The sequence below is a fragment of the Dietzia sp. Die43 genome (assembly GCF_024519835.1).
Classification (GTDB): domain Bacteria; phylum Actinomycetota; class Actinomycetes; order Mycobacteriales; family Mycobacteriaceae; genus Dietzia; species Dietzia kunjamensis.
The window spans coordinates 45,459-59,904 of sequence record NZ_JALJRF010000018.1; the positions used below are offsets into that span (position 1 = coordinate 45,459).

A 14,446-nucleotide genomic window follows, 5' to 3' on the forward strand; every position below is an offset into this window, starting at 1 on the left:
AATGGCAACCGACAAGGCAGCGCGCCAGAAGCCGGCGCGTGAGAAGCCGGCGCGTGAGAAGTCACAGCACGAGCGCGCGGACACCGAGACGCGACCGGACCTGCTCGGGCGTATCGCCGCACCCCTGGCCGCCATCAATCGCGCGCCCTTGACCTCGTACCACGTGGTCATGGTGGTCACCGCCCTGCTCACCGTCATCGGATTGGGCATGGTGCTGTCCAGCTCCAACGTGCTCGCCTTCTCCGGCGGCGGCACGCCGTTCGACATCTTCCTGCGCCAGGCGCTCTTCGTCCTCATCGGCTGGGTCGGCTTCGTCACGGCGCTGCGCGTCCGCATCGAGCTGGTCCGGGCCGCGGCGTTCCCGCTGCTGCTGGTCGCGATCGGACTGCTCGTGGCCGTGCTGATCCCCGGGGTCGGGTCCGAGATCAACGGGTCGAAGGGCTGGATCGACCTGGGGCTGTTCTCGATCCAGCCCGCGGAGATCGCCAAGTTCGCCTTCATCCTCTGGGCGTGCTCGGTGGTCGCCAAGCGGATGCGAACGGGGTACTGGCTCGATCTGCTCTTCCCGGCCGTGGTCGGCTACCTCGTCGTGGCGGTCCTCGTCGTCGTCGCCCCCGACCTGGGCATGGCCACCGCGGTGACCATCGCCTTCCTGTGTGTGCTGTGGTTCTCCGGGTACCCCACCCGGCACTTCGTGTGGGTCATCGCGGTCGGCGTCGTGGTGTTCGGCGTACTCGCCGTGGCGTTCGCCTACCGCTTCGAGCGGATCCGGACCTACTTCGACACCTTCCGGGGAGATTTCTCCAACCCCCAGGGCGCGGCCTACCAGTCGTACCAGGGCATGCTCTCGCTGGCCGACGGCGGATTGTTCGGCGTCGGGCTGGGGCAGTCCAGCGCCAAGTGGTTCTACCTGCCCGAGGCCACCAACGACTTCATCTTCGCGATCATCGGCGAGGAACTGGGCTGGTTCGGGGCCGCGGTCGTCGTGTCGCTCTACCTCACCCTCGGGTGGGTCGGCATGCGCGTCGCGCTGCGGTCGGTCGACCCGTTCCGGCGCCTGCTCGCCGGCACCGTCACCGCGACGATCGTCATCCAGGCCTTCATCAACATCGGCTACGTGGTCGGCCTGCTGCCGGTGACGGGTCTGCAGCTGCCCCTGATCTCCAACGGCGGCACGTCGGCGGTCGTCACCCTGACCTCGCTCGGGCTGCTCGCCAACTGTGCCCGCCACGAGCCGGAGGCCATCTCCGCGATCCTCAGCTCCCCGTCGCGGCGCCGGCGCAGCTGGCTCGCGCTGCCCGACCCGCGGCCCTACACGCCCGAGCGGCCGGTCCCGGCCTCCGCCACGCCCGGACGGTCCAGCGCCGGCACCCGCCGGTTCGGGGACCCGGTGACCAGGCCGCAGCCGCCGCGGACCGGCGGTCCCGCCCCACGCGACAGGTCCGCGGGCGCCCGCCGTACGGCCCAGCCCGCCCCCGTCCCGCGGCCGCCCCGGGGGACCCCGAGGCCGCCGGCGTACGAGACGATGCCCATCCCCGCCGAGGCCGCGCGGGACCGTCGTCGCGGCGCCACCGCGATGACCGGCCGCACCGCCCGGCCCGTGCGCGGACGGGAGGCCGAGCGTCGCCAGCCGCGTCGCCCGGCCCCTGACGCCGGCTCCCGACAGAGCCCCGGCGCGGGTCGCCCGAGCCCGATCCACCGGGGACGGGAGCGATGAGCGCCCCACGCTCCGGCGGGCCCTCGGTTCTGGTGGTCGGCGGCGGCACCGCCGGTCACATCGAGCCGGCGCTCGCCGTCGGCGAGGCCGTCACCGCCCTCGATCCCACCGCGCGGGTCACCGCGGTGGGCACGCCGCGCGGGCTCGAGACCGAGCTGGTCCCGCGCCGGGGCGTCCCACTCGAACTCGTGGACCCCGTCCCGCTGCCGCGCAGCATCGGCGGCGACCTGTTCCGACTGCCCACCCGACTGTTCCGGGCGGTACGGGGCGCGCGGGCCGTCCTGCGTCGCACCGAGGCGGACGTCGTCGTCGGGTTCGGCGGCTACGCGTGCGTGCCGGTCTACCTCGCGGCGGCGGCCCCCCTGGGCCGGACGGGCGCCGGCGGGCGACGTCGGATCCCGATCATCGTCCACGAGGCCAACTCCCGCGCCGGCATCGCCAACAAGCTCGGCGCCCGGTTCGCCGTCGCCACGCTGGCCGCCGTCACCGGCTCGGGCCTCGACGCCCGCGTCGTGGGCAATCCCGTCCGGCGTTCGGTGGCCACGCTCGACCGCGCGGCACTCCGCGCGGAGGCACGCGCCGCCTTCGGTCTCGACCCCGACGCCCCCACCCTGCTCGTGGTCGGCGGCTCGCAGGGCGCGCGCTCGCTCAACACCGCGATGGCGGGCGTCGCCGAGGAGTTCTCCCGCGCCGGCGTCGGCGTCCTCCACGCCGTGGGCCCCAAGAACGTCGCGGACGCCCCCCGGGTGCCCGCCGACGGCACCCCGTACGTGACCGTGCCCTACCTCGACCGGATGGACCTGGCCTACGCGGCCGCGGACCTCATCCTGTGTCGGTCCGGAGCCATCACCGTCGCCGAGGTCTCCGCCGTCGGACTGCCCGCGGTGTTCGTCCCGCTCCCGCACGGCAACGGTGAGCAGGCCCTCAACGCCCGCGACCTGGTCGCCGGCGGCGCCGCACTCCTCGTGGAGGACGGCGCACTGACCACCGACTACCTGCGGACCGAGGTCCTGCCGCTGCTGCTGGACCGCGGCCGCCTGGACTCGATGTCCGACGCCGCAGTCAGCGGCGGCTCCCGAGACGCGGCGGAGGTCGTGGCGCGGATCGCGCTCGACGCCGCCGGAAAGGCCCCTCGTTGACCGACCAGACCCCGCAGACCGACCAGACCCCGCCGACCCCGTCCGTCCCGCCGGCCCCGCCGACCACGGCGTCCGTCGATGACGTCCCCGCCACCCTCACCCGCGTCCACATGATCGGGATCGGCGGCGCCGGCATGTCCGGGGTCGCCCGGATCCTGCTCGATCACGGCGTCGCGGTCTCGGGCAGCGATGCCCGCGACTCGGCCGACCTGCGGGCCCTGGCCGACCGGGGCGCGATCGTGCGGGTGGGGCACAGTGCCGAGACGCTCGGGGCCCACGGTGCACCGCCGGAGATCGTCGTGATCTCCAAGGCCGCGATCCCCGCCGACAACCCCGAGCTCGCGGCCGCGAGGGCCGCGGGTATCCCCGTCGTCACGCGGTCGCAGGTGCTGGGACACCTGGCACGGTCGGGCCGCTCGATCATGGTCTGTGGCACGCACGGCAAGACCTCGACGACGTCGATGCTCATCGCCGGCATGCTCGCCGCCGGCTCGGACCCGTCCTTCGCGGTGGGCGGCACCGTCCTGCAGTTCGGGACCAACGCCCGCGGCGGCAGCGACCCGGTGTTCGTCGCCGAGGCCGACGAGTCCGACGGCTCGCTCGTCCACTACGACCCCGACGTGGTCATCCTCACCAACGCCGAGCCCGACCACCTCGACCACTTCGGCACCGCCGAGGCCTACTACGAGGTGTTCGACACCTTCCTCGCCCGTATCCCCGCCACCGGCGCGCTGGTGGTGTGCCTGGACGACGAGGGCGCCGCCGAGCGCGCCCGGCGGGCCGCGGCGGCGGGCGTCCGCGTGCTGGGATACCGGACCTCCGACGGGCCGGTCTCCGATCTGCCGGTGTCGGGTGAACTCTCGGAGATCGTCGTCGACTCCGCCGGCACCCGCGCCGACCTCATGCTCGACGGCGTCCCCCACGGCGAACTGCACGTCGGGACCCCCGGCGAACACATGGCGCTCAACGCCCTCGCCGCCCTGCTCGCCGCGCGCGAGGTGACCGCCGCCGACGGGATCGCCGCCAGCGGCATCGGCGCCTCCGGGTTCGAGACCGACGGGTTCCTCGCCGGCCTGTCCGGGTTCGGGGGAGTGGGACGACGATTCGAACCCAAGGGGGAGGCCGTCGTCGGAGGCGGGCGCGCGCGTGTCTACGACGACTATGCGCACCACCCGACCGAGGTCGCGGCGGTCCTCGGCGCGGCGAGGGAGATCGTCGAGACGGACGGCGGTCGACTGGTCGCCGTCTTCCAGCCGCACCTGTACTCGCGGACCCGCATCTTCGCCGAGGAGTTCGGCCGGGCGCTCTCGCTCGCCGACCGGGTCGTGGTGCTCGACGTCTACGGCGCCCGCGAGCAGCCCGAACCCGGCATCGACGGCGGTTCCGTCGCGCGGCACGTGACGGTCCCCGTGCAGCACGTGCCCGACCTGGACTCCGCGCTCGGGGCCGTGTTTGGGCTGCTCGAGGCCGATGACGTGGTGTTCACCCTCGGCGCGGGGGACATCACCACTCTCGGTCCGCGGATCGTCGCCGGCCGGGGTCCGTCGGGCCAGGGTTCGTGAGGAGGGCCGCGCGGTGACCGACGTACCCGGGGACCGTCCGATCGACGAGCCCGTCGACGAGCCGGACGACACGCCGGACCACCCGACCGCCGACGGGGGAGCGGGGGACCGGGCGTCCGAGGGCGGCCCGGAGGCCACGTCCACGGATGACCCGGACCGCCGGCTCGCCGCGGCCACCGTCCGCAGCTCCGACGAGCGGGTCCGGCACTCCGACCCGGCCGTCCGCGCGCGGCTGCGGCGGCGCCGCCGACGCACCAACCGCATCTACGCCGGACTCGGGGTGGCACTGGTGGTGCTGCTCCTCGGCTACATCGCCCTGTACTTCCTGCCGGTGTTCTCGGTCCGCGAGGTCAGCGTCGAGGGCACCCGGACGATCCCGTCCGAGGTGGTGACCGAGCGCGCCGCCGTGGTCCCCGGGACCCCGCTCCTCCAGGTGGACACGCACGCCGTCGCGCGGCGGGTGGCCGGACTCCCGCGGGTCGACCAGGTGACCGTCAAGCGCGACTATCCCTCGGGGCTGCGGATCGAGTTGATCGAGCGCACCGCCCTGGTGGTCGTGGAGGTCGACGGGACCCAGCACCTCGTGGACGCCCAAGGCATCGACTTCGGCCCCGGTGAGCCCCCGCCCGGCACGCCCCTGCTCACCGTCGGGGACGCGGCCGGCGCTGACCTGCCGTCGATCGTCCGCGATCTGGCGACCGTGTTCGCCGAGGTGCGCGGCACGGCGGGTCAGGAGATCGCCTCGGTCGAGGTGGAGACCCCCGCGTCCATCGTCCTCACACTCGCCGACGGGCGGATCGTGGAATGGGGCGCGGCGGGGCGGGATCACGAGAAGGCCGTCGCCCTGCAGATGGTGCTCGAGCAACCGGGCCAGATCTGGAACGTGTCGAACCCCGCCCTGCCGGCCTCGCGGTAGCCCGGTCGGGAGCCGGTGGACACGACACGCCCGCGAGCCTCGTGGACGCGCGGGGCTGCTGGACCTACCGTGTGTGCAGACGGCGGAAAAGGCCTCTGACCAGCAAGTTTAACCCTCAACTAGAGGGTGAGACTTTAGGCTCGCGGAACTTTCGTCGAGACAGCATGCAACCGAGCACGACACCCCCATAGGAAGGCCGGGCCTCGATGAGCTCACCGCACAACTACCTCGCAGTCATCAAGGTCGTCGGGATCGGCGGCGGCGGCGTCAACGCGGTCAACCGGATGATCGACGAGGGGCTCAAGGGCGTCGAGTTCATCGCCGTGAACACCGACGCACAGGCCCTCCTCATGTCGGACGCCGACGTCAAGCTGGACGTCGGCCGCGAGCTCACCCGCGGGCTGGGCGCCGGCGCGGACCCCGAGGTCGGTCGCAAGGCCGCCGAGGACCACAAGGACGAGATCGAGGAGGTCCTCAAGGGGGCCGACATGGTCTTCGTCACCGCCGGCGAGGGTGGCGGGACCGGCACCGGCGGCGCGCCCGTCGTGGCCGCGATCGCCCGCAAGCTCGGCGCCCTGACGGTCGGTGTGGTCACCCGCCCGTTCTCGTTCGAGGGCAAGCGTCGCGGAGGCCAGGCCGACACCGGCATCGACCAGCTCCGCGAGGCCTGCGACACGCTCATCGTGATCCCCAACGACCGCCTGCTCCAGCTCGGCGACGCGGGTGTGTCGATGATGGAGGCCTTCAAGACCGCGGACGAGGTCCTGCTCAACGGCGTCCAGGGCATCACCGACCTCATCACCACGCCCGGCGTGATCAACGTCGACTTCGCCGACGTCAAGGGCGTCATGTCCGGGGCGGGCAGCGCCCTCATGGGCATCGGCTCCTCCCGCGGGGAGGGACGCGCGTTCAAGGCCGCCGAGGCCGCCATCAACTCCCCGCTGCTCGAGACCACGATGGAGGGCGCCAAGGGCGTCCTCATGTCCATCGCCGGCGGCAGCGACCTGGGGCTGTTCGAGATCAACGAGGCCGCCACGCTCGTGCAGGAGGAGGCGCACCCGGACGCCAACATCATCTTCGGCACCGTCGTGGACGACTCGCTCGGCGACGAGGTCCGTGTGACCGTCATCGCCGCCGGGTTCGACGGCGGGTCCCGTCCGGTCACCGCGGGCGCGGGACAGTCGCGTCGCGGCCGCCACCACCTCGACGACGACGAGTCGGTCCCCGGCGCCTCCGGCGACACCGGCGGTGCCTCCGAACTCGGCTCGACCCCCCTCGACAGCCGCCGCCGCGAGGAGTCGGCCTACCCGGGTCCCGCCGCCTCGGCCGGCAACCCGGCTCCGGCGGGAGGGTCCTCCTCCCGCCGCCGCGACGAGGACGACGACATCGACGTGCCGCCGTTCATGCGGCACTGACGGTCCGATCCATGGCACCCGACGGCTCGGGGCGCGTACGCCGGGTGGTCACCGACCGCCGCGGCGGCGCGTCGACCGGAGATTTCGACTCGTTCAACCTCGGTGACCACGTCGGGGACGCCCCGGCGGCGGTGGCAGCCAACCGGGCGCGGCTCGCCCGTCGACTCGGCCTGCCCGCGACCGACGTCGTGTGGATGGACCAGGTCCACGGCACCCGCATCGCCCGCGTCACCCGCCCGACGGGCGGCCCGGTCCCGGCCACCGACGGCCTGGTGACCGACCGGCCGGGCCTGGCGCTGGCGGTACTCACCGCCGACTGCGTCCCGGTCCTGGCCGCGGACTCCGAGGCCGGGGTGATCGGGGCCGTGCACGCGGGCCGGGTCGGCGCCGTCGGCGGGATCGTCCCGTCGCTCATCGGGGCCATGACCTCCCTGGGCGCCCGGGCCGAGCGCATCACCGTGCTCCTCGGACCCGCCGCGGCGGGGGAGCACTACGAGTTGCCCCCCGCGATGGTGGACGAGGTCGAGGCCGCCCTGCCCGGCAGCCGCGCCCGGACCGTCGCGGGGACCCCCGGGGTGGACCTGCGTCGGGGCATCACGCGCCAACTCGCCGGGCTCGGCGTCACCCGCGTCGACTCCGACCCGCGCTGCACGATCGCCGAGGAGTCACTGTTCTCCTATCGTCGACAGGGGCGGACCGGGCGCCAGGCCAGCGTGATCTGGCGGCAGCAGTAGAGACCCGGGGCCGGCGCACCCGCCGGCCGGGAGGAGGAAGAGCGGACATGACCGATCCCAGGGCGGACGAACTCGCCACCAGGCTCGCCGCGACCCGGCAACGTCTGGACGCGGCGCGGGCGGCCGCGGGACGGACCGATGAGGTCGACCTCGTCGTCGTCACCAAATTCCACCCCGTCACCGACGTCGTCCGGCTCGCCCGCCTCGGGGTGCGCGACGTCGGGGAGAACCGCGTCCAGGAGGCCGCGGCGAAGGTCTCCGATCTGGCCGCCGCCGACGCCGAGCTGGCCGCGGCGGTGCGCTGGAACATGGTGGGTCACATCCAGTCCAACAAGGCCGCTGCGGTGGCCGGGTGGGCCGACCGCGTCCACTCCGTCGGCTCGGCCAAGGTCGCCGACGGCCTCGAGAAGGGCCGCGCCCGCGCCGCCGGGGAGCGCGACGACGTCACCCCGCTGCCCGTCCTGATCCAGCTGAGCCTGGACGGTGACACCTCGCGCGGCGGAATCGCTCGTGAGGACCTGCCCGGCCTCGCCGACCACGTGGCCGGTCTCGGCCACCTGCGCCTGGCCGGGCTCATGGTCGTCCCCCCGCTCGAGGGCGAGGCGAGCGCCCACTTCGCCGACGCCGCCGAGGTCGCGGCCGCGCTGCGCCGCGATCACCCCGACGCGGTGGAGTTCTCCGCCGGGATGTCCGGGGACATCGAGGAGGCGGTCGCCGCGGGTTCGACCTGCGTGCGTGTCGGAACGGCCATCCTCGGCCCCCGACCAGTAGTTTGAGAGCCAGCCTCGCGGGGACACCCGCCCGCGAAGAACACACGCCCGCGACGACCCCGTTACCAGGAAGGTCCCGGAAGATGAGCGCAATCGCCCGGTTCAAGGAGTACTTCGGAATGGCGCCCGTCGCGGCGTACGACGACGAGTACCTCGACGACTACGACCGGCCCGTCCACCACGACGTGCGTGCCCCCCGCGGCATCCACGAGACGGACGACCTCGGCCCGGTCGCCCGCGACCGTCGGGACGACTACGGCTACGCCGCCGACCGGTACCTGGAGGAGCCCGCCCCCCGAACCCGGATCGCCGACCTCGACCCGGTCGACGAGCGCCCGGTCGCCCCGCGCCGCGGTGACATCGACGAGCCGGCCCCCCGCCCGCGCCGCTACCACGCCGCCGAGGCCGGGGCCCGCGCCACCCTGCGCGGCGTTCCCGCCACCCGCGGCGCCGTCGCGCTCGCGCCCGAGGAGGACTTCGTGGAGGACGGACTGGTGACCGTGCCCGAGACCGTTGTGGAGCGCCCCCGCGGCTTCGGCGACGGCAAGAGCCTCGGCGAGCACTTCCGCGCCGGCCGCGCCGTCGTCCTGGACCTGTCCACCATGGCCTCCGGCGATGCGCGCCGGATGGTGGACTTCGCCGCCGGACTCGTCTTCGGCCTCGACGGCCGCATGGAGAAGGTCGCCGACCGTGAGCGCACCTTCCTCCTGCAGCCGGCCGGTATGGACCTCACCGAGGCCGAGGTCCGCGACGCCGTCAACGGCGCCTTCCGGCGCTGACACCGACCCCGTTGACCACAGCCGACAGGACGCCGGTGACGGCGCGACGTCGCGGGCCAGTAGGGTTGAGCCGTGCGTGAAATCCTGCTGGTCCTCTACATCATCACCCAGATCTTCTGGTACATGCTCCTCGCCAGGATCGTGGTCGAGATGATCGCCTCGTTCTCCCGCGGGTGGAGCCCCCGTGGCGTCCTCGCCGTGGTACTGGAGTGGCTGTTCACCGTCACCGACCCGCCGGTCAAGGCGCTGCGCAAGGTCATCAAGCCCGTGCGCCTGGGACAGATCTCGCTGGACCTGTCGGTGCTGGTGCTCTTCGTCATCATCATCGTCATCCAGGTGATCCTGCGTGGCCTCATGATGAGCGTGGCGTGAGGCCCCGTTGCGGCCGCTGGTGACGCGCGGGCCGATTGTGACTAGATTGGCCACCGTTAAGGTAGTAATGAAGTCGCGGGTCCGGTGCGACAACGCCGGGCCGGCACCCGAGACGACCACGAGGGGTATCCCATGCCGTTGACTCCAGCCGATGTGCACAACGTCGCGTTCTCCAAGCCGCCGATCGGCAAGCGGGGCTACAACGAGGACGAGGTCGACCAGTTCCTCGACCTGGTCGAGACGGAGCTCGCGGAACTCGTCTCGGACAACGAGGACCTCCGCCAGCGGGTGGAGGAGCTCACCAAGGATCTCGAGAAGGCGCGCAAGGCCGCCGACGAGTCCGGCAAGTCCTCCGGCGCCGCCACCGGCGGCTCGGGTACGGCACAGCAGCCGGCCGCCCCGGCGCCCGCGCCGACCCCCGCGCCCGCACCTGCCGCGGCCGCCGCGCCGACCACCCCGACTCCCGCCGCCGCGACCCCGTCGCTGGGCAAGAGCGAGGACGACGGCGCCGCCAACAACGAGACCCACCTGCGCGCCGCCCGCGTCCTGGCCATGGCCCAGGAGATGGCCGACCGGCTCACCGGCGAGGCCAAGAAGGAGTCCGACGGACTCATGGCCAAGGCCCGCAGCGAGTCCGACCGGCTGGTGGGCGACGCCAAGTCCCAGTCTGATCGCCTGGTCGGCGACGCCAAGTCCCAGTCCGAGAAGATGGTCGGCGACGCCCGCAAGGAGGCCGACAAGATCCTCACCGAGGCCAAGAGCAAGTCCGACGGCATCGTCAAGGACGCCCAGGCCCGGTCCGAGCAGCAGGTCAAGGAGGCGCAGGCCAAGGCCGACGCCCTGCAGGCCGACGCCGAGCGCAAGCACACCGAGATCATGGCCACCATCAACCAGCAGCGTGGCGTGCTCGAGAGCCGGATCGACCAGCTGCGGACGTTCGAGAAGGACTACCGCAGCCGCCTCACCAGCTACCTGGAGAACCAGCTCTCCGAGCTCGGCAAGACCGGATCGGCCGCCCCGGCGGCCCCTGCGGCCCCGTCCACCCCGGGCGGCCCGGCGGCCTCGTCCGCGCCCGGCGAGGGTACCGGCAGTGCCGGCGCCCCCGGCTCCTCCGACCAGTCGGCCAAGAAGGACGGCGGTCACCGCGCCGAGTGATCCACCCCGCGTGACCGATGCGGTCCCCGCCCCTGCCCAAGGGTGCGGGGACCGACGTATATTCGGGGGGACGGGGCCACCGACGGTGCGACCCCCTTTGTCCATCGCACGGCACCTATGATTCGCGCAGCACTTAAGATTCGACCAGCACCAGGATTCGCACAGCACCAGGAGGCACGGATGCTCGTCGCCGCGCTAGGACTGACGATCCTCGGTTTCGCCTTCCTCGTGGCCGCCGTCGCGACAGGTCAGATCGGGTGGGCGTGGGCGTGCATCCTCGTCGGGGCCCTGGGGCTGGTCCTGCTGCTGGTCGACCTGGTCCGGGGGCGCGCCGAGCGCGACCGTGAGCCGCGGGCGACCTCGGAAGAGGCGGACGCCCGCGCCGACGGGTAATATCGGAACCTGTCCGGCCGGGAGCCGGACGCGCGGAGATCCGGCCATCACCGGGGAGTGCTCGGAAGAACGGTGGGACCCCGCACGGCGGGGACCGCTCAGTAGAACCGAACGGGGGAGCCCGTCACAGCCCGACCCACGAGTGGGCGTCGCACGTCGTCGCCAAACGGGGTGGTACCGCGGACGGAACGCGCCAGACGCGATCCGGTTCGTCCCCGAGCGCAGGCCTGACGGCCCCACGGATGCGAACTCGTGCGGGCCCCGTACGCGAGGAGTCCGCCCAGATGAGCACCGAACCCGTAGCGACCGAGCGCGCCGACGGCGAGCCCGCTGCCACCGGCAGCGCGTACCCCGTGCTCGACCTCGCCGGGGGCGCCACGTCCCAGACGCCGTCGTTCCCCGCCCTCGAGGAGACGGTCCTGCAGCGGTGGGACGAGCGCGACACGTTCCGCGAGTCCATCCGTAACCGTGCGGACGCGCAGGAGTACGTCTTCTACGACGGGCCCCCGTTCGCCAACGGCCTGCCACACTACGGCCACCTGCTCACCGGGTACGTCAAGGATGTCGTCCCGCGCTACCGCACCATGCGTGGGTACAGGGTCGAGCGCCGGTTCGGCTGGGACTGCCACGGCCTGCCCGCCGAGCTCGAGGCCGAGAAGCAGCTCGGCATCACCGAGAAGTCCCAGATCCTCGATATGGGCCTGGCCGAGTTCAACAACGCCTGCGAGATGTCGGTGCTGCAGTACACCGACGAGTGGGAGAAGTACGTCCACCGCCAGGCCCGCTGGGTGGACTTCGAGAACGACTACAAGACCCTCGACATCGACTTCACCGAGTCCGTGCTGTGGGCCTTCAAGCGGCTCTACGACAAGGGGCTGATCTACAAGGGCTTCCGCGTGCTGCCGTACTCCTGGTACGAGCAGACGCCACTGTCCAACCAGGAGACCCGCCTGGACGACGCCTACAAGATGCGTCAGGATCCGGCCGTCACCGTCGGGCTGCCCCTGGAGGCCCCTCAGGACAGCCCGTTCCACGGCGCCGAGGCACTGGTGTGGACCACCACGCCGTGGACCCTGCCCTCCAACCTCGCCGCCGCCGTCCACCCCGAGATCGACTACTCGGTGGTCCGGGTCAACTCCGGTGAGTTCGCCGGGCGGACCTTTGTCCTCGCCGAGGCCCGCCGCGGCGTCTACGCCGCGGAGTTCGGTGAGGACGCGGAGGTCGTGACGACCGTCAAGGGCTCCGAGTTGGTGGGCCTGCGGTACACCCCGCCGTTCGACTTCTTCGCCGGTCACGCGGGTGCCCACGTGGTGCTCTCGGCCGACTATGTCACCACCGAGTCCGGTACCGGCGTCGTCCACCTCGCGCCCGCCTTCGGTGAGGAGGACAAGGACGCCTGTGACGCCGCCGGGATCGAGCTCGTCATCCCGGTGGGCCCGGACGGCAAGTTCACCGCCGAGGTTCCGCCGTACGCCGGGCAGCTCGTCTTCGACGCCAACGCCCCGATCTCCCGCGACCTTCGGGCCGATGGCAGGCTGATCCGCCACGAGACCATCGAGCACTCCTACCCGCACTCCTGGCGCTCCGGCCAGCCGCTCATCTACATGGCGCTGCCCGCGTGGTTCGTCAAGGTCACCGCGTTCCGGGACCGCATGGTCGAGCTCAATCGCGAGCACATCACCTGGATGCCGGAGCACGTGCGCGACGGCCAGTTCGGCAAGTGGCTCGAGGGCGCCCGCGACTGGAACATCAACCGCAACCGCTACTGGGGCGCCCCGATCCCGGTGTGGGAGTCCGACGACCCCGCCTACCCGCGGGTCGACGTCTACGGGTCCCTCGACGAGCTGGAGGCCGACTTCGGCGTCCGGCCCACCGACCTGCACCGCCCGTACATCGACGAGCTGACCCGGCCCAACCCGGACGACCCGACCGGCAAGTCCACGATGCGCCGCATCCCGGACGTGTTCGACTGCTGGTTCGAGTCCGGGTCGATGCCGTTCGCCCAGGTCCACTACCCCTTCGAGAACAAGGAGTGGTTCGAGACGCACAACCCGGGTGACTTCATCGTCGAGTACAACGGCCAGACCCGCGGCTGGTTCTACACACTTCACGTGCTGGCCACCGCGCTGTTCGACCGGCCGGCGTTCACCCATGTCGCCGCCCACGGGATCGTCCTGGGCAACGACGGTCTCAAGATGAGCAAGTCCAAGGGCAACTACCCGGACGTCAACGAGGTGTTCTCCCGCGACGGCTCGGACGCCATGCGCTGGTTCCTCATGAGCTCGCCGATCCTGCGGGGCGGCAACCTCGTGGTCACCGAGCAAGGCATCCGCGAGGGCGTCCGCCAGGCCATGCTGCCGCTGTGGAACTCCTACAGCTTCTTCCAGCTGTACGCCTCCCGCCGGGCCACCTGGCGCACGGACTCGGAGCACGTGCTGGACCGCTACATCCTGTCCCGCCTGGCGTCCACGCGCGACGCCATGACCGAGGCGCTGGACGCGACGGACATCGCCGCGGCCTGCGACGAGCTGCGCCTGTTCGCCGACGCCCTGACCAACTGGTACGTCCGCCGGTCGCGCTCCCGGTTCTGGGCCGGCGAGGACAGCGGCCAGGATTCCCGCGACGCCTTCGACACCCTCTACACGGTGCTCGAGACCACCATGCGCCTCGCCGCCCCGCTCCTGCCGCTGATGAGCGAGGTCGTGTGGACCGGGCTCACCGGTGAGGAGTCGGTGCACCTGGTGGACTGGCCGACCGCCGACGAACTGCCGGGAGACGACGGACTGGTCGAGGCGATGGAGGCCGTGCGCGACGTGTGCTCCACCGTGTCCTCGATCCGCAAGGCCAAGCACCTGCGGGTGCGCCTGCCGCTCAGCTCGCTCACGGTGGCCATGCCCGACGCAGAGCGGCTCCAGCCGTTCACCGGTCTCATCGCCGACGAGGTCAACGTCCGCGAGGTTCGCCTCACCAGCGACGTGGCCGCCCACGGCCGGATGGAGCTGGCGGTCAACGCCCGCGCCGCCGGCCCGCGGCTGGGCAAGCAGGTCCAGGCCTGCATCAAGGCCGCCAAGTCCGGTGACTGGACCGAGACCGACGGCGTCGTGGTCGCCGGTGGTGTGGAGCTGCAGGAGGGCGAGTACGAGCACCGGCTCGTGGCCGCCGATCCCGAGTCCACGGCGGCGCTGCCCGGCGGTGCCGGCCTGGTGGTGCTGGATCTGACGGTCACGGAGGAGCTCGAGGCCGAGGGCTGGGCAAAGGACCGGATCCGCGAGATCCAGGAGGCCCGCCGCGGTGCCGGTTTCGACATCTCCGACCGCATCCGGGTGCGCATGGAGGTGCCGGCCGCCCGCCGTGAGTGGGCGGACCGTCACGCGCAGCTCATCGCCGGCGAGGTGCTGGCCACCGACTTCGCCGTGGTCGACGCACTGGACCCGGCAGACGGGGACCCGGTCGAGCTCGCCGAGGGCGTCCGGATGACGCTGGCTCGGGTCTGA

Annotated in this window: 12 protein-coding genes; all 12 read left to right on the forward strand. The window is 72.3% G+C overall.

From position 1 onward, the window contains the following. The first annotated feature begins 1 nt into the window (after nucleotide 1). The 12 genes from ftsW to ileS all read left to right on the forward strand — a co-directional run bounded on the left by ftsW (nucleotide 2) and on the right by ileS (nucleotide 14,446). On the forward strand, nucleotides 2-1,717 hold the full coding sequence (ftsW, locus tag NR111_RS14950; RefSeq protein ID WP_256821273.1) for a putative lipid II flippase FtsW: 1,716 nt from the start codon (nucleotides 2-4) through the stop codon (nucleotides 1,715-1,717). Further along, nucleotides 1,714-2,856 carry an undecaprenyldiphospho-muramoylpentapeptide beta-N-acetylglucosaminyltransferase gene (gene murG, locus NR111_RS14955; protein WP_256821274.1) on the forward strand — a complete coding sequence of 381 codons (1,143 nt, stop codon included), beginning with the start codon at nucleotides 1,714-1,716 and terminating at the stop codon, nucleotides 2,854-2,856. The genes ftsW and murG overlap by 4 nt, the downstream gene beginning before the upstream one ends. 110 nt (nucleotides 2,857-2,966) lie before the next feature. Further along, nucleotides 2,967-4,418 carry a UDP-N-acetylmuramate--L-alanine ligase gene (gene murC / locus NR111_RS14960; RefSeq protein ID WP_256821299.1) on the forward strand — a complete coding sequence of 484 codons (1,452 nt, stop codon included), beginning with the start codon at nucleotides 2,967-2,969 and terminating at the stop codon, nucleotides 4,416-4,418. Between the two features lie 13 nt (nucleotides 4,419-4,431). Next, on the forward strand, nucleotides 4,432-5,334 hold the full coding sequence (locus NR111_RS14965) for a cell division protein FtsQ/DivIB (protein ID WP_254050474.1): 903 nt from the start codon (nucleotides 4,432-4,434) through the stop codon (nucleotides 5,332-5,334). 206 nt (nucleotides 5,335-5,540) lie between these two features. Then, a complete protein-coding gene (gene ftsZ, locus NR111_RS14970; RefSeq protein ID WP_067713786.1) occupies nucleotides 5,541-6,749 on the forward strand; it encodes a cell division protein FtsZ in 1,209 nt (402 codons plus the stop codon). Nucleotides 6,750-6,760: 11 nt separating this feature from the next. After that, nucleotides 6,761-7,483: a peptidoglycan editing factor PgeF gene (pgeF, locus tag NR111_RS14975; protein ID WP_256821275.1), complete on the forward strand. Its 723-nt coding sequence runs from the start codon at nucleotides 6,761-6,763 to the stop codon at nucleotides 7,481-7,483. A 47-nt stretch (nucleotides 7,484-7,530) separates the two neighbouring features. Continuing rightward, nucleotides 7,531-8,259, forward strand: a complete 729-nt coding sequence (locus NR111_RS14980; RefSeq protein ID WP_096905640.1) for a YggS family pyridoxal phosphate-dependent enzyme — start codon at nucleotides 7,531-7,533, stop codon at nucleotides 8,257-8,259. A gap of 77 nt (nucleotides 8,260-8,336) precedes the next feature. After that, the gene (locus NR111_RS14985; RefSeq protein ID WP_096905639.1) at nucleotides 8,337-9,032 is read left to right on the forward strand and encodes a cell division protein SepF; all 696 of its coding nucleotides are present in this window, start codon (nucleotides 8,337-8,339) and stop codon (nucleotides 9,030-9,032) included. A 72-nt stretch (nucleotides 9,033-9,104) separates the two neighbouring features. After that, a complete protein-coding gene (locus NR111_RS14990) occupies nucleotides 9,105-9,404 on the forward strand; it encodes a YggT family protein (protein WP_082923774.1) in 300 nt (99 codons plus the stop codon). Nucleotides 9,405-9,536: 132 nt separating this feature from the next. Then, the gene (locus NR111_RS14995) at nucleotides 9,537-10,559 is read left to right on the forward strand and encodes a DivIVA domain-containing protein (RefSeq protein ID WP_256821276.1); all 1,023 of its coding nucleotides are present in this window, start codon (nucleotides 9,537-9,539) and stop codon (nucleotides 10,557-10,559) included. 180 nt (nucleotides 10,560-10,739) lie between these two features. Then, a complete protein-coding gene (locus tag NR111_RS15000) occupies nucleotides 10,740-10,952 on the forward strand; it encodes a hypothetical protein (protein WP_069389112.1) in 213 nt (70 codons plus the stop codon). 284 nt (nucleotides 10,953-11,236) lie between these two features. Further along, on the forward strand, nucleotides 11,237-14,446 hold the full coding sequence (gene ileS, locus NR111_RS15005; RefSeq protein WP_172815716.1) for an isoleucine--tRNA ligase: 3,210 nt from the start codon (nucleotides 11,237-11,239) through the stop codon (nucleotides 14,444-14,446).